General features: G+C 41.8%; 15 protein-coding genes. 5 read left to right on the top strand and 10 right to left on the bottom strand.

Features of this window, described 5'->3' with window-relative positions:
- Positions 1 to 29 precede the first annotated feature (29 nt).
- The 5 genes from add to glnA all read right to left on the bottom strand — a co-directional run bounded on the left by add (position 30) and on the right by glnA (position 5,889).
- Positions 30 to 1,034: an adenosine deaminase gene (gene add, locus PAND9192_RS17130; RefSeq protein WP_060998606.1), complete on the bottom strand. Its 1,005-nt coding sequence runs from the start codon at positions 1,032 to 1,034 to the stop codon at positions 30 to 32.
- Positions 1,035 to 1,147: 113 nt separating this feature from the next.
- Positions 1,148 to 2,557, bottom strand: a complete 1,410-nt coding sequence (gene glnG / locus PAND9192_RS17125) for a nitrogen regulation protein NR(I) (RefSeq protein WP_087854716.1) — start codon at positions 2,555 to 2,557, stop codon at positions 1,148 to 1,150.
- Between the two features lie 25 nt (positions 2,558 to 2,582).
- The gene (glnL, locus tag PAND9192_RS17120; RefSeq protein WP_087854715.1) at positions 2,583 to 3,641 is read right to left on the bottom strand and encodes a nitrogen regulation protein NR(II); all 1,059 of its coding nucleotides are present in this window, start codon (positions 3,639 to 3,641) and stop codon (positions 2,583 to 2,585) included.
- A 134-nt stretch (positions 3,642 to 3,775) separates the two neighbouring features.
- Positions 3,776 to 4,345: a DUF4124 domain-containing protein gene (locus PAND9192_RS17115; RefSeq protein WP_087854714.1), complete on the bottom strand. Its 570-nt coding sequence runs from the start codon at positions 4,343 to 4,345 to the stop codon at positions 3,776 to 3,778.
- A 134-nt stretch (positions 4,346 to 4,479) separates the two neighbouring features.
- The gene (gene glnA, locus PAND9192_RS17110; protein WP_060998602.1) at positions 4,480 to 5,889 is read right to left on the bottom strand and encodes a glutamate--ammonia ligase; all 1,410 of its coding nucleotides are present in this window, start codon (positions 5,887 to 5,889) and stop codon (positions 4,480 to 4,482) included.
- Between the two features lie 599 nt (positions 5,890 to 6,488).
- Here glnA and typA point away from each other — a divergent pair.
- Positions 6,489 to 8,318 (top strand): translational GTPase TypA, encoded by a 1,830-nt coding sequence (gene typA, locus PAND9192_RS17100; protein ID WP_060998601.1) that lies wholly within the window; start codon positions 6,489 to 6,491, stop codon positions 8,316 to 8,318.
- A 143-nt stretch (positions 8,319 to 8,461) separates the two neighbouring features.
- Here the strand turns inward: typA and PAND9192_RS17095 are convergent, their stop codons facing one another.
- Positions 8,462 to 9,100, bottom strand: a complete 639-nt coding sequence (locus PAND9192_RS17095; RefSeq protein WP_087854712.1) for a DUF2959 domain-containing protein — start codon at positions 9,098 to 9,100, stop codon at positions 8,462 to 8,464.
- Positions 9,101 to 9,248: 148 nt separating this feature from the next.
- Between PAND9192_RS17095 and PAND9192_RS17090 the strand changes: the two genes are divergently transcribed.
- The 3 genes from PAND9192_RS17090 to PAND9192_RS17080 are packed head-to-tail and all read left to right on the top strand — an operon-like array spanning position 9,249 to position 11,599.
- On the top strand, positions 9,249 to 10,169 hold the full coding sequence (locus tag PAND9192_RS17090) for a virulence factor BrkB family protein (protein WP_200817835.1): 921 nt from the start codon (positions 9,249 to 9,251) through the stop codon (positions 10,167 to 10,169).
- 2 nt (positions 10,170 to 10,171) lie between these two features.
- Positions 10,172 to 10,609: a D-aminoacyl-tRNA deacylase gene (gene dtd, locus PAND9192_RS17085; RefSeq protein ID WP_087854711.1), complete on the top strand. Its 438-nt coding sequence runs from the start codon at positions 10,172 to 10,174 to the stop codon at positions 10,607 to 10,609.
- Positions 10,610 to 10,669: 60 nt separating this feature from the next.
- On the top strand, positions 10,670 to 11,599 hold the full coding sequence (locus tag PAND9192_RS17080; protein WP_087854710.1) for a bifunctional GNAT family N-acetyltransferase/hotdog fold thioesterase: 930 nt from the start codon (positions 10,670 to 10,672) through the stop codon (positions 11,597 to 11,599).
- On the opposite strand, the gene PAND9192_RS17075 is transcribed toward PAND9192_RS17080, so the two are convergent.
- From PAND9192_RS17075 to hslR, 4 genes are all read right to left on the bottom strand, one after another.
- Positions 11,506 to 13,521 carry an AsmA family protein gene (locus tag PAND9192_RS17075; protein ID WP_087854709.1) on the bottom strand — a complete coding sequence of 672 codons (2,016 nt, stop codon included), beginning with the start codon at positions 13,519 to 13,521 and terminating at the stop codon, positions 11,506 to 11,508. The two genes, PAND9192_RS17080 and PAND9192_RS17075, sit on opposite strands and share 94 nt — an antisense overlap.
- A gap of 173 nt (positions 13,522 to 13,694) precedes the next feature.
- The gene (pckA, locus tag PAND9192_RS17070; protein WP_087854708.1) at positions 13,695 to 15,326 is read right to left on the bottom strand and encodes a phosphoenolpyruvate carboxykinase (ATP); all 1,632 of its coding nucleotides are present in this window, start codon (positions 15,324 to 15,326) and stop codon (positions 13,695 to 13,697) included.
- Between the two features lie 332 nt (positions 15,327 to 15,658).
- Positions 15,659 to 16,537, bottom strand: a complete 879-nt coding sequence (gene hslO / locus PAND9192_RS17065) for an Hsp33 family molecular chaperone HslO (protein ID WP_087854707.1) — start codon at positions 16,535 to 16,537, stop codon at positions 15,659 to 15,661.
- Positions 16,538 to 16,690: 153 nt separating this feature from the next.
- A complete protein-coding gene (gene hslR, locus PAND9192_RS17060) occupies positions 16,691 to 17,101 on the bottom strand; it encodes a ribosome-associated heat shock protein Hsp15 (RefSeq protein WP_060998594.1) in 411 nt (136 codons plus the stop codon).
- Between the two features lie 284 nt (positions 17,102 to 17,385).
- On the opposite strand from hslR, the gene gspC reads away from it, so the two are divergent.
- The gene (gene gspC, locus PAND9192_RS17055) at positions 17,386 to 18,270 is read left to right on the top strand and encodes a type II secretion system protein GspC (RefSeq protein WP_087854706.1); all 885 of its coding nucleotides are present in this window, start codon (positions 17,386 to 17,388) and stop codon (positions 18,268 to 18,270) included.
- The last annotated feature ends 44 nt before the right edge of the window (positions 18,271 to 18,314 follow it).

Below are 18,314 nucleotides of genomic sequence, written 5' to 3'. Positions count from 1 at the left end.
CGCTGAAGTAGCGTTATAACCTCGAGTGATTAGCCACGCTTACTGGCAATATCACGCAATGCCTGCTTTTCTGCTGCAGACAAGAATGCTAGCTCAAGTCCATTGATTTGCGCTTGACGAATTTGAGCAACACTTAAACCTGCTTTAGGTGCGGCAACTTCATATTCATAAGGCAGTTCTATGCCTTCAACGGCTGGATCATCGGTATTTAAACAAGCAAGAATACCGTGTTCAAGGAAGGCTTTTACTGGGTGCTGAGCAATATCAGCAACGGTGCTGGTTTGAATATTTGAAGTAATACAAGATTCAATACCAATTCGATGTTCTGCTAAGTAATCCATTAGTTTTGGATCATTAACAGCTTTTACGCCGTGACCAATACGTACCGCGCCAAGCTCGTTAATTGCTTGCCACATACTCTCAGGACCTGCTGCTTCACCTGCGTGTACCGTGATTTGTAATCCAGCATCACGGACTTGTTTAAAGTGCGAGATAAATTGGGTGCCAGGTTGTCCTAGTTCATCACCCGCGAGATCAATCGCGACAAGTTGGTCTTTATGGCTTAATAACGCATCCAGCTCTTGCTGACAGGCTTGCGTACCAAAAGTACGACTCATAATACCAATTAGGTTGGCTTTGATGCCAAAATCACGACAACCAGCAGCAACACCATCAGCGACAGCAGCAACAACACCTGCAACGGGAAGGTTGTGTTTCATCGCCATGTAGTAAGGTGAGAAACGTAATTCAGCGTAATCAATCTGTGCTTTAAGTGCATCTTCGACGTTTTCATAAGCCACTCGACGGCAGGCGTCTAAATCACCTAATACCGCCACACCCCAATCCAATTTACTTAAAAAAGCGACTAGGCTTGGCTCTGCTTCAACAATTTGTACGTGTGGACGTAATGCTTCAATTTCTGTTGCTGGCAGGGCGATATTAAATTGCTGACCTAATTCTAAGATCGTTTGTGGACGAATATTACCATCAAGATGGCGGTGAATATCCGTAAGTGGAAGATCTTTGTTTATCATGATGATTATAGTTCTCGATGTTAAAGATAGATTGAGTATACGCAATCACTAAATGACATTCATCATTGTTACAAATAAATGTGCGCTGGCACATGTACCAACTTTGCTACTGGTTAATCATGAATTTGTAACTCTTTAAGTTTTCGTGTCAGCGTATTGCGTCCCCAGCCAAGTAATTTTGCTGCTTCTTGTTTATGACCGTGAGTATGAAGCAAAGCGGTTTCGAGCAGGATTTTTTCAAATTGCGGTAACGCTTGTGCTAATAACTCCGTCTCACCTTGTTGCAATGCTTGCTGAGCCCATTGTTGTAGCCCTTGGTGCCAATGCTGAGCTTCAGTGGTGGGTATTACCGTGGCAGTGTCAGTGATTTCTGGGGGTAAATCGGCAGGTAATATTTCATTACCGCTTGCCATTACAGTTAACCAGCGACAGATGTTTTCTAATTGACGTACATTACCCGGCCACGGCAGTTGAGTAAGTTTGTCTGCAGTTTGTGGGTGGAGTGATTTTACATCGACACTGAGTTCATCTGCTGCGCGTTGTAAAAAGTGGTGCGCCAGTTGAGGAATATCTTGGCGGCGGTCTTTTAATGATGGCAGATGGACGCGAATAACATTGAGGCGGTGAAACAAATCTTCACGGAATTCGCCGCTGCTGACGAGGCGTTCGAGGTGTTGATGGGTCGCTGCGATTATGCGCACATCAACATTGACAGGCGCATGACCACCAACACGATAAAATTGTCCATCAGCTAATACACGTAACAATCGAGTTTGAATATCTAATGGCATATCGCCAATTTCATCAAGAAATAATGTGCCGCCATTAGCTTGTTCAAATCGACCTTGGCGAACACTATTAGCGCCAGTGAAAGCACCTTTCTCATGACCAAATAGCTCTGATTCAATTAAATCTTTGGGAATAGCAGCCATATTGAGGGCAATGAAAGCGTTACTGCTGCGAGGGCTATGACGATGTAGAGCATGGGCAACTAACTCTTTACCTGTACCTGATTCGCCATTAATGAGTACTGAAATTGATGAGCGGGATAAACGCCCAATCGCTCGAAACACTTCTTGCATCGCAGGAGCTTCACCAATAATTTCTGGTGCGTGTTTAGTATCAATGACTGGTTGTTGTTGACGCTTTTGTTCCTGACTATGACTCAGTGCTCGTTCAACTAAGGTGACGGCTTCATCGATATCAAATGGTTTGGGAAGATACTCAAATGCGCCACGTTGATAAGCGTTAACAGCAGCATCAAGATCAGAATGCGCGGTCATAATAATAACCGGTAAAGTGGTGTAATCTTGCTGTAGTACTTTGAGTAGTGCTAAGCCGTCGGTACCGGGCATTTTAATGTCAGACACTAAGACATCGGGGACACTGCGTTCTAATGCGGCCAATACGCTATCGGCATCAGCAAAGGTTTCACATTTCATGCCAGCATTAATTAAGGTGCGTTCTAATACCCAACGAATAGAGCTGTCATCATCAACAACCCAGATTAATCCTTTGCTCATAATAAGCCTCCTGTGATAGCTAATGTTATGACTTAATCGGTAAATGAATCGTGAAATTGGTGTGCCCAGGCCAGCTGAACACTTCAATTTTACCTTGATGCTGATCAATCAGATTTCGCGCAATTGATAACCCTAATCCGGTACCGCCTTCACGACCAGTAACCATCGGATAAAATAAGGTATCTTGAATATCAGCTGGAATACCTGGGCCATCATCAATGATTTCAATGGTGGCAGTAACACGATGACGAACGCCTTGAATTAAGCTTTGATGGGCGGTGCGGGTTTTTAATTTAATCGTGCCGCCGCCTTGGCTTTTTAATGCTAATGCTGCGTTACTGACAATATTGAGTAACGCCTGTTCCAGTTGTTCAGCATCCATATTAATTTCGGGCAAACTCGGATCGTAATCACGCTCAATGGTAATGGTGCTATCAGTATCAATGTTAACCAGTTGGCGTACTTTTTCTAATACTGAATGAATATTATCGGTTTTACGGATCCCTGGTCGTTGTGGTCCTAATAAGCGATCAACTAAATTACGCAGCCGATCCGCTTGTTCAATGATCATTTGGGTGTATTCGTGATAACTGCTATCAGGAAGGGTTTTTTCAAGTAATTGCGCCGCGCCACGTAATCCGCCGAGTGGGTTTTTTATTTCATGAGCTAAACCACGGACTAATTCTTTGGCTGCTTGCTGTTGTGCATGTTGATTAAGTTCTTGGCTAATGCGACGTTGCTGATCAATCGGTTTTAGCTCTAATAAAATCAACAACTGTTTTTGCCATGAGATAGGGCTAGCATTAACGCCAAGTAAATGTCGATGGCCATCTATAACAAAAGTGACATCACTGTCGGCTAACCCTTGACCACTATGAAGAGTGGCTTTGACATGATTAAGATCAAGCGAGCTGTGCTGCAATAGTTGTGGTAGTTGAGTATCAAGTAGACGACGCTTGCTTGACGATAATAGTTGTTCGGCAGCAGGATTGACGTAACGAATCACTAACGCTTCATCAACTAAGACGATAGCAGTGACTAAATTGTCGAGAATTATGGGCGTAAAGCTAGTATTCACAATCATCATCCTTATCGATAATCAAGCATAAGACGATTGGTGCAAGCGCACACCCGTCGCTGTTAGATAACGCACCAATTTGGTGCATCAAAGTGTACTCGGTTTAACAGCGAACAGGCAGGATTTATTGTAAATAGACGTTACCGCGGTTGAACTGGGCTGTTCTTAGGGCGTGCCTGTGATGCGCGATGTAAATAAACCGTAATACTTTCAGATGAAGCAAGGATCTTGCCACTGTTGAGTAATTGGATTTGAATTTTATGGGTACCGCGATCAATATTGGTTAATTGCCAAGATAATTGGGTTTGAGGTTTGCCGTAGACTTGGCCGTCAATGACTAATTGAGCCTGAAGGGTTTTATTCAATTTACGGTTACTGACGGCGCGAACAGTAATATTACCATCGTTATTACGCAGCGTTTGTTGATGTAGTGGTGCTAGTAAGCTGATGGTTGCTACTGGAAGTGGGGGGTCTATTTCTGCAGTGATCGTCACAACTTCGACGTTGTTTACATGATTGGTTTCAGTCATGGTTGATTGTGATAGCACTTCAGTAACCGATAGCTCAACTGTGCTGGCTTGTGGCACTTCAGGGGTATCACTAAAATGGACCACACCATTGTCATCAGTCCAAGAATAAATTGTTGTCGCTACGGCGGTGGTTGCTGCTGTTGTAAATAATAACATTGATACCAGATTAATGAGTTTCATCCATTAACTCTCCAGCAAGACCTTAATGGCCAGTAAGTCCTTTATTGTTGCCGCTTTTGTTGAGGTAGCAAGATCAAAAAGGCCTGCGTGTGAAGCAGGCCTAAATCTTAGTTGTTAAGTAATTAAGTAATTACTTAAACAGAGTAGTAAAGTTCAAATTCTAATGGGTGTACAGCCATATTGATTTTCTCTACATCTTGCGATTTTAGCGTGATGTAAGAATCAATAAAGTCGTCAGAGAATACGCCGCCAGAGGTTAAGAATTCACGATCTTCGTCAAGCGCTTGTAGTGCACCTTGTAGTGACTCTGCTACTTTTGGAATCTCTGCTGCTTCTTCTGCTGGTAGGTCGTATAGATCTTTATCCATTGCTTCGCCTGGGTGGATTTTATTCGCGATACCGTCAAGGCCAGCCATTAACATCGCTGCAAAAGCTAGGTATGGGTTTGCCGCTGGATCACCAAAGCGTACTTCGATACGACGTGCTTTTGGACTTGGTACTACTGGAATACGAATTGATGCTGAACGGTTACGTGCCGAGTAAGCCAACATAACAGGTGCTTCATAGCCAGGGACTAGACGCTTGTACGAGTTAGTTGATGGGTTAGCAAAGGCGTTGATTGCACGTGCGTGCTTAATGATACCGCCAATGTAGAACAGTGCCATTTCTGATAGGCCGCCGTACTTATCGCCAGCAAACAGGTTTACACCGTCTTTTGCTAGTGACATATGTACGTGCATACCAGAGCCGTTATCACCAACTAGTGGTTTAGGCATAAAGGTTGCTGTTTTACCAAATGCGTGAGCAACGTTATGAACAACATACTTATAAATCTGAATTTCATCAGCTTTATTAGTTAGGGTGTTGAAACGGGTTGCGATTTCGTTTTGACCTGCAGTGGCTACTTCATGGTGGTGAGCTTCAACAACAAGTCCCATCTCTTCCATGATTAAACACATTGCAGAACGAATGTCTTGTGATGAATCAACAGGCGCTACTGGAAAGTAACCACCTTTAACGCCTGGACGGTGACCTTTGTTACCGCCTTCGATGCTAGCACCGCTATTCCATGCAGCTTCAATGTCGTCAATCTTAAAGAATGAACCTGACATGTCAGTGTTGAACTTAACATCGTCAAATAAGAAGAACTCTGGCTCAGGACCAACAAGTACATTGTCAGCAAAACCAGCTGAACGCATAAACTCTTCTGCGCGCTTAGCGATTGAACGTGGATCGCGATCGTAGCCTTGCATTGTTGCTGGCTCAAGAATATCACAACGAATGTTTAGGGTTGCGTCTTCAGTAAATGGGTCAAGTACCGCACTTGCTGCGTCAGGCATCATCACCATGTCTGATTCGTTAATGCCTTTCCAGCCTGCAACTGAAGAGCCATCAAACATTTTGCCTTCTTCGAAGAAATCAGCATCGATTTGGTGAGATGGAATAGAAATGTGCTGTTCTTTACCTTTGGTATCGGTAAAACGTAGGTCAATAAACTTAACTTCATTTTCCTGGATCAGCGCTAGTACGTTTTCAACTGACATCTTGAGTAACCTCCGGTGTTATTTAGAGCGATGGCCGCAAACTTTTGCTCATGTTTAGCGTGAGCGAATCTAAAAGTGTTAAAGCGAAAACCATGCCAACTTTTAAAAGCCCCAAAAAAGGCGGGTTTGCCATATTATTGGAACTTTTTCCTGTCCTGTTTGCACTATTATGGTGAGCGGTTGCACCAAATTGGTGCTTTCGCAATTGTGATTGAAAAGGGGATGATATCTTTCAATACATTCATCCATTTAATAGTCACACTACTATGGTGATGAGGGCAAATATTGTCAATCCACGCAGTGATAATTAGGTGTGTTTTTTGATAAATATTGGTCACTAGACTGTAAATGGAAAGTGATCCAGATCGCATTTTTAGTCCATTTAGGGGAATTTATCGTACGAATGGAGGGGTTAAAAAAAATAAAAATAGCCAAAAAAGTGAGTAAAAATGCGGCTCTAGAGCAAGTTGAGAAAAAAGCTGGTGATATAAATCACATATTGCGTGGGTTTTAGAGTAAAATCTGTTAAATTATGAGCCGTTTTTTTAATCAAGTAGCCTCTATTAAGACGCTGCATGTTCTGAGTGAATGTGAAACTAATGTCTAATCAATCGATCGATAACTTAAGAAATATCGCAATTATTGCTCACGTAGACCACGGTAAAACTACCCTGGTTGATAAACTTCTACAGCAATCTGGCACGTTAGAGGGTCGCGGCGAAGCCGAAGAACGTGTGATGGATTCTAACGATATCGAAAAAGAACGTGGCATTACCATTCTTGCTAAGAACACAGCAATTAACTGGAATGACTACCGTATCAATATCGTAGACACCCCTGGACACGCAGACTTCGGTGGTGAAGTTGAGCGTATCATGTCTATGGTTGACTCTGTATTACTTATCGTTGATGCAGTTGATGGCCCGATGCCTCAAACTCGTTTCGTAACGCAAAAAGCGTTCGCATACGGCCTTAAGCCAATCGTTGTAATTAACAAGATTGACCGTCCAGGTGCACGTCCTGAGTGGGTAATGGATCAAATCTTTGACCTATTCGACAACCTAGGCGCAACTGATGAGCAACTAGATTTCCAAGTGGTTTATGCTTCTGCACTAAACGGCTGGGCTACTTTAGAAGAAGGCGAAATTGGCGAGAACATGGAACCATTGTTCCAATCTATCGTTGATAACGTTGCAGCGCCTTCAGTAGACGTTGATGGCCCACTACAGATGCAAATCTCTCAGCTAGATTACAGCTCTTACGTTGGTGTTATCGGTGTTGCTCGTATCACTCGTGGTACAGTTAAAGCTAACCAACAAGTAACTATCGTTGGTGCTGACGGTTCTAAGCGTAACGGTAAAGTAGGTACTGTTTTAGGTTACCTAGGTCTTGAGCGTCACGAAATTGAAGAAGCTAAAGCGGGTGATATCATCGCAATCACTGGTCTTGGCGAGCTTAAGATTTCTGACACAATTTGTGACCAGAACTGTGTTGAAGCGCTAACACCACTTTCTGTTGATGAACCAACAGTTACTATGACTTTCCAAGTAAACAACTCTCCGTTTGCTGGTAAAGAAGGTAAGTTTGTTACTTCACGTAACATCCTTGAGCGTCTTCAAAAAGAACTAGTACACAACGTTGCACTACGTGTTGAAGAAACAGCTGACCCAGACAAATTCCGCGTATCAGGCCGTGGTGAACTTCACCTATCTATCCTGATCGAAAACATGCGTCGTGAAGGTTACGAGCTAGCTGTATCTCGTCCAGAAGTTATCATCAAAGAAGAAGATGGTAAGCTAATGGAACCGTTTGAAACTGTAACTATCGACGTGGTTGAAGAGCACCAAGGCGGTATTATGGAGAACATCGGTCTTCGTAAAGGTGAGCTAACAGATATGGCACCAGATGGTAAAGGCCGTGTTCGCATGGACTTCATGATGCCTTCTCGTGGTCTTATCGGTTTCCAAACTGAGTTCATGACATTGACTTCAGGTTCTGGTCTTATCTACCATTCGTTTGATCACTACGGTCCTCACAAGGGCGGTACAATCGGTCAACGTAACAACGGTGTATTGATTTCTAACGCAACAGGTAAAGCACTGACTTACGCATTGTTTAACCTACAAGAGCGTGGCCGTCTATTTACTGAGCACGCAGACGAAGTTTACGAAGGTCAAATCATCGGTATTCATAACCGTTCTAACGACCTTACAGTTAACTGTCTGAAGGGTAAGCAGCTAACAAACGTTCGTGCTTCTGGTACTGACGAAGCGCAAACTCTTTCTCCTGCTATCAAGTACACACTTGAGCAAGCACTAGAATTCATCGATAACGATGAGCTAGTAGAAGTTACACCTGTAAGCATTCGTATCCGTAAGAAACTTCTTACTGAAAACGATCGTAAGCGTGCAGGTCGTGGCGGTAAGTAATTACCTCTAGCTGAACGATACTAATACAATCCCTCGCTTGGCAACAAGCGGGGGATTGTTGTATTTGGGAGCTGTAAAAATATTATAGAGATAAAAAAAGAGCTAACCCAGTTAGCTCTTTTTTTATAGTCATGAAATGGTGGTTACTTTTTCAAATGACCAATAAAGCGATTTGATTCCGCAATAGCGCGATTCATATCACGAATAGCGCCTGAAATTTCGGTTTGTAATGAAGTAAACTGGCCTTGAAGCGAACCAATTGCTGCCGCATTGAGGTTATGCTTAAGATAAAGAGTGTTATCACGTAGCGTATCTAAAACTGGCTCCATTTTCTTCTCAGCGCGTTTCATCGCGGTTAACATTTTATTATAAGATAGTTTTGTTGTTTGTAATTTACGCTGGCTATCGCGTTTGAGGGTGGTACTTTTATATAACGCCAGTTCTTGTTGCCATTCATCAAACATTGCGTTGGCAACATCTTCAATTGCTGCAATGCGATCGTTGACGTTATTGACTGCAGCTTCACTACTTTTGTATTGGCTATCAATATCCTTATAAGCGGATTCAAGATCGCCACCATCAAACTGATTCAGTGCTTTGAGGCCTTCAAGGGCACTGGTAAATTGTTTTTGAGCGTTTTGTTGGGCTTGGTTGGCATCTTCAACGCGATCGACCATGATATCGCGTTTATAAACGCCAACTTTTTCCATCGCCGAATAATAGGCTGTTTGACAGCCAGAAAGTAGGCTAACACTTAAAAATATTGCAATAAAATAAGGCATGTTTTTCTCCTTGGTGAGACATGCAAAATAACAAATAAATGACATTACCGCGCCGTGCTAAAGTAACGAATTCGATGGCTAAACATCCACGCCAGTATCTGACGTTAGTATGACTGTTTTCCATAACTTATAGGTAGAACACTCTATTATGGCTGACAAAAAACAACCTGTGAAATTTGTGTTGTGGCAACGGTTGCCGCGAATAATGGAATATTTCGGTTATTTAATCCAGCGAGTGAACCATGACCGCTTGACGGTAACTGCGGGATCAATGGCTTATGTGACTTTATTGTCATTAGTGCCGCTGTTAACTGTGGTTGTTTCAGCGTTATCTGCGGTACCTGCTTTTGCGGGGGTTGGTGATCAAGTACAACAGTTTGTGATCACTAACTTTGTACCCGCAGCAGGGGCTGTGGTAACAACTTACCTCAATGAATTTATTGTTAATGCTGGCAAAATGACCGTGGTTGGAATTGGAGCATTATTTGTCGTGGCTATGATGCTTATTTCTTCGATTGATAAAGCACTTAACTATATTTGGCGAGTAAAGAAAAAGCGCCGCTGGGTAATATCATTAGCAGTATATTGGATGATTCTGACTTTAGGTCCTATTCTTTTGGGTTCAAGTATTGCATTAAGTTCATACCTAGGTTCATTGGCATTACTTGATCATCAAACATTACATGGTGTGGTGCAACAGTCTTTGCAATGGTTGCCGTCAATGATGTCAGGGTTGGCTTTCTTATTGCTTTATGCATTAGTGCCTAATTGTAAGGTAACCTTTAAACACGCATTAATAGGTGCGTTGTGTAGTAGTGTTTTATTTGAGTTAAGTAAAAAAGGGTTTGTGATTTATTTAGCTCATTTTCATTCCTATCAAATGATCTATGGCGCATTGTCTGTGATCCCTATTTTATTTGTATGGGTTTATTTATGTTGGTGTATTGTGTTGCTAGGGGCTGAAATTACCGCCAGTTTAGGTGAGCGTGGTTTTTGGGATGTGAGCCCATTCCACTCACCTACAACGTTAACTAACAGTGACCAAGATTTAACTAATAAGAAGGAATAGTAATGATTGCGCTAATTCAACGGGTGAGTGAAGCCAGTGTGACCGTTGACGGTAAAATAACCGGAGCGATTGGCTGTGGGTTGCTTGTGCTACTTGGAGTTGAAAAAGGTGATGATGAAGCCAAAGCGCAAAAGTTGCGCGATAAAGTATTGGGTTATCGTATCTTTAGTGATACTGACGATAAAATGAATCTTAATGTGCAGCAAGCGAATGGCAGTGTGTTAGTGGTATCACAATTTACGTTGGCGGCTGATACTAAAAAAGGCATGCGGCCTGGATTTTCTGCGGGCGCAGCACCGGTTGAAGCGGAACGTCTGTACCAATATTTTGTCGAACAATGTAAAGCGCAGCCGATTGTCACCGAAACGGGTATTTTTGGTGCCGATATGAAAGTGGCATTAGTCAATGATGGTCCCGTGACTTTTTGGTTGCAGGTGTAACCGCTTTATTTGCACATTGTGGGTGCAAAAAATGCAGACGATTAAGAAAAGAGGAAATGGATGTTTCGATTAATCACTCCGCAAACAGAATCACAATTGGCAAGTTATTATTATTTTCGCTGGCAAATGTTACGTCAGCCATGGCAAATGCCACAGGGCTCTGAGCGTGATGCGTATGATGACGTCAGTGCTCATCGTATGTTAGTTGATAGCCATGATAATGTGGTCGCAATTGGACGTTTATATGTGACACCTGATAACGAAGGTCAAATTCGTTATATGGCGGTTGATGCTGCTGTGCGTCATCATGGCTTAGGTGGCATGATTTTATTAGCTCTGGAATCTTTAGCGCGTTATGACGGTGCTAAGCGGTTAGTATGTAATGCGCGTGAAGCGGCTATTCCATTTTATCTTAAGAATGGTTTTGAGAGTCGCGGTGAGCTAAGTGACGCGCATGGCCCAATGCGTCATCAGCAGATGGTGAAACCATTATCACCCTTAACGGACGTAGCTCGGCAGCCGCAATGGTGTCAAGAACTACAAACATTATGGCAAAACCAAATTCCAATCAGTGACAAAATGGGTATCAAAATTAATCAGTACACTGGCTATCGATTTGAAGTCAGTGCACTGTTTAATGCCAACCTTAATCCTAATGAATTTATGTTTGCTGGCAGTATCTTTACCATGGCAACCCTTGCCGGATGGGGGTTTATTTGGTTGCTGTTAAAAGAACGCGGTTTGCAGGGGAATATTATTTTGGTTGATAGCCATATACGTTACTCGGCGCCAGTGACAGAGCGGCCGATCGCCGTCACTACCCTTGAGCATTTACGTGGTGATTTTGATCGTATTACTCAAGGGCGCAAAGGACGAGTGACTGTCGATGTGAATGTTCAATGTGGTAAAGCGGTATCTTCAACCTTTACTGGCACATATTTAGTATTACCGTTGCAGGATGAATCCACCGTGACTGTGGATACACCTTGAAGCCATTCTTTAATTAATTGCTGACAGCCCGTCGTCAATTTAAGTTTAAGTTGCTGTTGCTTGGTATCTGTTAAGTTCCAACGACTATCAATATTTAGCGCGAAACCTTTAGCCATGGCTGTTAATGGTTGCATTTGGATTGTACCGTGTTGGGCTGTGAGTATCAGTGGTGTTGCTGTTAATGGCAGCTCTGGTGCCGTTGCAGTTTGATTGACAGTTGAAAAATTCGATTGCTGCCACTGAGTGAATAATTGCTGTGGTGTGATATTGATTAACGCTAATTGGCGAAAATCAGCGTTAGCAGTGCCACTTAAGTAATGATTAAAATTAGCCTGAGTACCCGCCAATCCATGGAGCTTTATTTGAGTATCAATAGCCCCGGTGAGCGGTAAGGGTAATGATAGCCATTGAGATAGAATTTGTGCTGGTATGGTGTCGCCCATCAGGGTTAATTGCCATGGGCGCTGTGGATCATTAAGTGCCACTCTTGCGCGTGCTTTTAACATGCCATGGTTAAACGGTAAGACTAATTTATCTAACTGCCATTTACCGGCATTGCTATGCATAGTTGCAATGGCTTGGTTGATAATCACCTGATTGATACTGCCAAAACCTAGGTTAGCTTCAAGCTGTCCTTGCCATAATCCCCATTGATTATTTTGTTTCAATACCGCATCTTGAACATCAATATCAATGCCAGCGAGTTGAAACGGAATTGCGGTTGCAGATGAGGTGATCTGACTGTTATTAATATTAAGATTTTTAAATATTATATCGGTGTATTGATGCTGCCATTGTTGCCATATTTGTGGCCAATCTTTGTTTAAAAACCATTTAATACCACTGGCTTTTAAATCACTTACAAATAATTGCTGGGGATCGATCCAACCATCGACGCGAACAAATCCTTCCATCATATGTGCTGACATGCCATGACTGATAATTTGTTGAGGCATAAATTGTAATTCAGCCAATGGTTGTTCAAAATTCACCTGATGCCACTGTGCATGGCTAGCACTGAACGATAAACGACTATTTTGTTGCTGCCAATAGTTCTGTGGCCAGTGCCAGTTTTGAAGCGATAGATTAATATCATCAGCACTCCATTGCGCTAATTCAACACTGCTATCGATGACATCTAACCGTTTAATATTGATTGCGGTGAGTGGTGCAAGGTGGTGGGCTAATTGTTGCTGCCAATCATTAACCAATTGTTGATCTTGTAAGCGGAATTTATTGAGTGTCAGCTGATCGATAGTCAAACTATGAACGGTATTATTGAATTGTGCTTGAGCTGTTATTTTTGCCTGATGCCATAGCCCAGAGATACCATCAAATTGCCATTGTTGGTGGTGTTTATTGGCGTTGATCAGTAATTGCTGTAATTCAAATTGGTGCCATTTTATGCTGGTGGCACTCATTTTTAAGCTGCCATTAAAACTTTGCCACCATGGTGTGTTGGCTGCGGGTGTTTGCCAATTATCGAACTGAATTAAACCATGCTTAATTGCAAATGTTGGGGTGTTGAGGTTGGTATTATTAAACACTAAGCGTTTGATTGTGAGTGGCGGTAAGCTGGCTAATAACGGCATATTAGCTGAGGTGATATTGTTAATCTGTACTCCATCAAACGCCAGTTTATCCTTGGTTATACTGGATTTGGATAGCCATAGTTGAATACTGTCAGCGTGGATCAGTACTTGCTGGTTTTCAGTGATTTCAGCATGTTCAAATTGTATCTGATAAGGGGTGCGAATATCATAATCAATTTTTTTAGCAACTACTTGATAAGGCGATACTTGGGCAAGGATAAAATTAACCAGCGGCTGATTATAGCGGCTATGTAATAGTCCGATGAGGGTGGTTAAACATACCACGACTATTAACACCAAAATAAGCACTGATTTGCTAAGTAGTCGCATAAAATTTCCTCGTAAGCTGAAGGCACTATATCAATTTTAATGGCTTGTTGAGGGTGGGGGAAAAATTGTTTTTTAGCAAGCGCTTTGGTGAGAGCTTGGCTGTGGAATATCAGTGTTAAAAAAACAGCCTCTATATAAGAGGCTGTTAGTCGTTAATTGAATACGATATTAAATTAACCGAGTTGTGGTCCGGCAGCAACTAACTGTTGGCCTTCTTGAGTGTCAGTGTACTTATCAAAGTTAACAATAAAGCGATTTGCTAAATCTTCCGCTTTGCTTTGCCACTGTAGAGGATCCGTGTAAGTATCACGTGGATCAAGAATGGTTGGATCAACACCTGGTAATGATGTTGGCACGGTTAGATTAAAGATTGGAATTTGCTTGGTATTTGCATTATCAATTGAGCCATCAAGGATTGCATCAATGATTGCACGGGTGTCTTGAATTGAAATTCGTTTACCCGTGCCATTCCAACCTGTATTTACAAGGTATGCTTCAGCGCCAGCATCTTCCATACGCTTTACTAATACTTCAGCATATTGGGTTGGATGTAAGGTTAAGAATGCATTACCAAAACAGGCAGAGAAAGTTGGTGTAGGTTCAGTAATACCACGCTCAGTACCAGCTAATTTAGCAGTAAAGCCTGATAGGAAATGGTATTTTGTTTGCTCTGGTGTCAATTTAGAGACCGGAGGCAATACACCAAAAGCATCAGCAGATAAGAAGATCACTTTATTTGCATGACCGCCTTTTGATACTGGCTTAACGATATTTTCGATATGGTAAATAGGGTAAGAAACACGGGTGTTTTCAGTTTTTGAATTATCGTCAAAATTAATTGAACCATCACTGCGCACACTAACGTTTTCTAATAATGCATCACGGCGAATGGCATTATAGATATCAGGCTCAGCTTCTTTCGATAGGTTGATCGTTTTTGCGTAACAACCACCTTCAAAGTTAAATACGCCGTTGTCATCCCAACCATGCTCATCATCACCAATTAATGCGCGCTTAGGATCAGTTGATAAGGTTGTTTTACCAGTGCCAGAAAGACCAAAGAATACTGCAACATCGCCTTCATTACCCATGTTGGCAGAGCAGTGCATTGATGCAATACCTTGTAAAGGTAAGAAGTAGTTCATCATTGCGAACATACCTTTCTTCATCTCACCGCCGTACCAAGTACCACCAATTAATTGCATTTTTTCACTGAGGTTGAAAACCGTGAAGTTTTCAGAGTTCATACCGTGTTCTTGCCACTTAGGGTTAGTACACTTAGAACCATTCATGATCACAAAATCAGGTTTGAAGTTTTCAAGTTCAGCATCTGTTGGACGAATAAACATGTTTTTTACAAAGTGCGCTTGCCATGCAACTTCGGTGATCACTCGAATACAAAGGCGAGTATCAGGGTTTGCACCACAATAACCATCAATAACAAACAGGCGTTTGTTTGATAGTTGGTTAGTCACTAATTCTTTAAGATCTAACCATGCCGTTTGAGTCAGCGCTTTATTGTCATTCTTACCTTGATCTGACCACCACAATGTATCTTTCGTGGTGTTATCACGCACAATAAATTTATCTTGCGGTGAGCGACCAGTAAAAATGCCAGTATCAACCGATACCGCACCTAATTCAGTAACAATCCCACGCTCGTAGCCTTCCAACTCAGGTTTTGTCTCTTCGTTGAAAAGAACCTCGTAAGAAGGGTTACGAATAACATCTGTAACATTGGTAATACCGTATTGGGATAAATCCATGTTGTTTGCAACCTTATTATCGACACAAGTAGTGATCATTGGTGCTCCTAGGGTAAGATGTTGTTTAACTGTCAATCATGCTAACAACCCTAAATCGCTAAATCAGGGACGGTCATCAAAAAATCAACCATCTTAATGTTAATTTTAGGTAAAAATATCGAAACTGCGAGGGGTTTTATTTTGCGCAAATGTTAAAATTTATTTGTTGTGATTGTGGTCAATATTTGTGCTTCATGGTTGCAAAAAAAGCACAATAAAAATGGCAATATAATTTTATATACGCTGAGGCGATGTTGGCTGAGGGGAGTTAAAACCAAAAAAAGCCGACATTATTTGTCGGCTAAAAACAGTGGTGAGTTGCTAAGTGCTAATTAGTGAACTTGATCACTATCGGCGGAGTTAGCGCTGTTATCACGTAGTGCGGCAATATCAATACTGTCGAAGTCATAGCTAGTACCACAGTAATCACAATGCAGTGATACTTTGCCATCTTCAGCAATAATTTGATCAATCTCTTGTGGCTGTACACTCATAATGGCAGCTGCACTACGATCACGTGAACAACCACACTCAAAGCTGACAGCTTGAGGATCAAACAGTTGAACTTGCTCTTGGTGGTAAAGACGATATAGCACATCTTGTGCTTCTAATGTAAATAGCTCTTCATCTTTAACGGTTTCAGTTAACGCTTCTAAATGTTCAAAGTCGCCTTCAGTACCAGTACCATCAGGCATGATTTGTAATAGCATACCAGCAGCTCTTACTTGGCCGTCAATTTCGCCTGTACGTAACCAAATACGGGTTTTTAGCTGCTCTGAATTTTTAAAGTAGCTTTCAAGGCACTCAACTAAACTATCGCCATCAAGACCAACCATACCTTGGTAGCGCTCACCTTTAGTCGGTGTGATTGTGATCACCATATGACCTTTACCCATTAGGTCATGAATAGTGCCGTCTTTAATATCACCCTTCCAACGTGCTACACCGCGTAGTTGTTGATTATGATCGCCATTGATAACTGCTAGGCTTACAGGACCATCGCCTTGTACTTGTACGGTGATTGAACCTTCAAATTTTAAGGTAGCAGTTAATAAGCTGGTTGCGACCAATAATTCACCTAACAATGTTGCCACTGGTGCTGGGTAATTTTTATCTGCAATAATTTGTTGGTAAGTTTGGCTTAATTGTACCAATTCACCACGAACGGCTGCGCCATCGAAAAGGTAACGGTTTAAACTATCGTTTGTCATGAGTATGTATTCTCCAGCTATAGAGCCAACCTAGTGAGGCATAAAAGGAACAGTAATTACTTTATGGTCAACGCTGCAACCACGGTGGCTAAACCGTTGCAATAAAGCACTCACAGTTAAGATTATAAATTAAATAGGTTGGCACTTGGTTATTTATTCAGATGAGTTAATGTTTTTGAATCGCATAATATCGCGACGTTGCTTTTTATCTGGCCGTTTTTCTGGGCTCGGATTGTCATAAGCATTGAGTTTGCGCATTTTGGCAGTTTGTTCACGGGTAGCAATACTTTGAGCGGTTTCTTGATATAGCAACTGCGCTTCTGGTGCACCACGGCGACAATCTGAGATTTGTTCAATGGTGATGATTTTCTCATCGTTACCCTGACGTAACTTTACTACAGCACCAAGCTCAATAATTTTGCTTGGTTTTGAACGCTGGCCATTGTACTGCACTTTACCACCGTCAATCATGGTACGAGCAATTGAGCGGGTTTTGTAAAAGCGGGCAGCCCATAACCATTTATCAAGTCGAACTTGTTTAATGTTTGGGGTGTTTTGACCCATCACGGTGCCTATATTGGTTAAAACGATAAATTATCACATTCCACTAATAACAGCAGTAAAGTGACTATTTAATATAAATGGTGATATTAGCCGAGGATTTCAATCACTGAATAAGAATTTATTACAAAAAAACATTAAATTCTTAGATACTATGGCGTTTTGTTGGAATTATTAAATAGTATTTCGTTAATTAACAGGCGATCATTGTCAGTTCAATTTTAAAGTGCGATTGCACTGCATTTATTTGTTTAATGGTAGTTGGTATTTTAACAATGGATTTTACTATGTCTGTTTCAAAGTGGTTTGCGGTTGCTGCAACCAAACGTCCGTTATCATTACAATCAGTCACGCGTCTTTTAACCGGTCTTTTAGTGGTGATATTAGCTTGGGTTGGTGGCCGTTTAGTGTGGTCTCTTGTTGAGCCAGCCCCTGCCGTTGCCCGTTGGCAGCCGTTAACTGTGAGTGTTAATACCTCCCAACAGCAATTACCCGTTAATGAAATATTAAGCTTGAATTTGTTTGGTCGTTATCAGGCTAACGCTGCTCCTGTGGCCGCAAAACCGGTAAAACAAGATGCACCGCAAACTCAGTTACGATTAACATTAGTTGGGGTCGTGGCAAGTTCTACGCCATCAAGAGCATTGGCCGTGGTGACTAATAACGGTAAACAAAACACTTATGGTGTTAACGAAGTGATTGATAATACGCGTGCGACTTTGATTGCAGTGTATAACGATCGGGTTATCATTCGTAATAATGGTCGTGATGAAACTTTAATGCTTGAAGGGTTAAAATTCACAAAACCATCAGCGACGGTTACTACCTCTCAACGTAAGCCTCTCCAAAGTAATGGCAATGCTGCTGAACTGGCTAAAATCAAACAAGAAATTTTATCTGAGCCTCAAACTTTATTTAGCTATATCCGCTTATCTCAGGTGAAAAAAGATGGCCAAATTGAAGGTTATCGAGTTAATCCAGGTAAAAACAGAATTTTATTTGATCAGGTAGGTCTTAAAGCCAATGATCTTGCAGTGAGTATTAATGGTAATAGCCTTACCGATCCTGCAATTATGGCCAAACTTTGGGGTGAGTTGTCTTCAGCCACTGATTTTACACTGACGGTTGAACGTGACGGTCAGTTACATGATATCCACATTGAGCTGCAATAACACTTTAGTGCTTAGCTTGAAATGAATATGCGATAAAGCAGGAG

Origin of the sequence: Photobacterium andalusiense (assembly GCF_900185625.1) — a bacterium.
Classification (GTDB): domain Bacteria; phylum Pseudomonadota; class Gammaproteobacteria; order Enterobacterales; family Vibrionaceae; genus Photobacterium; species Photobacterium aquimaris.
This window is presented reverse-complemented; position numbering and strand designations above follow the sequence as displayed.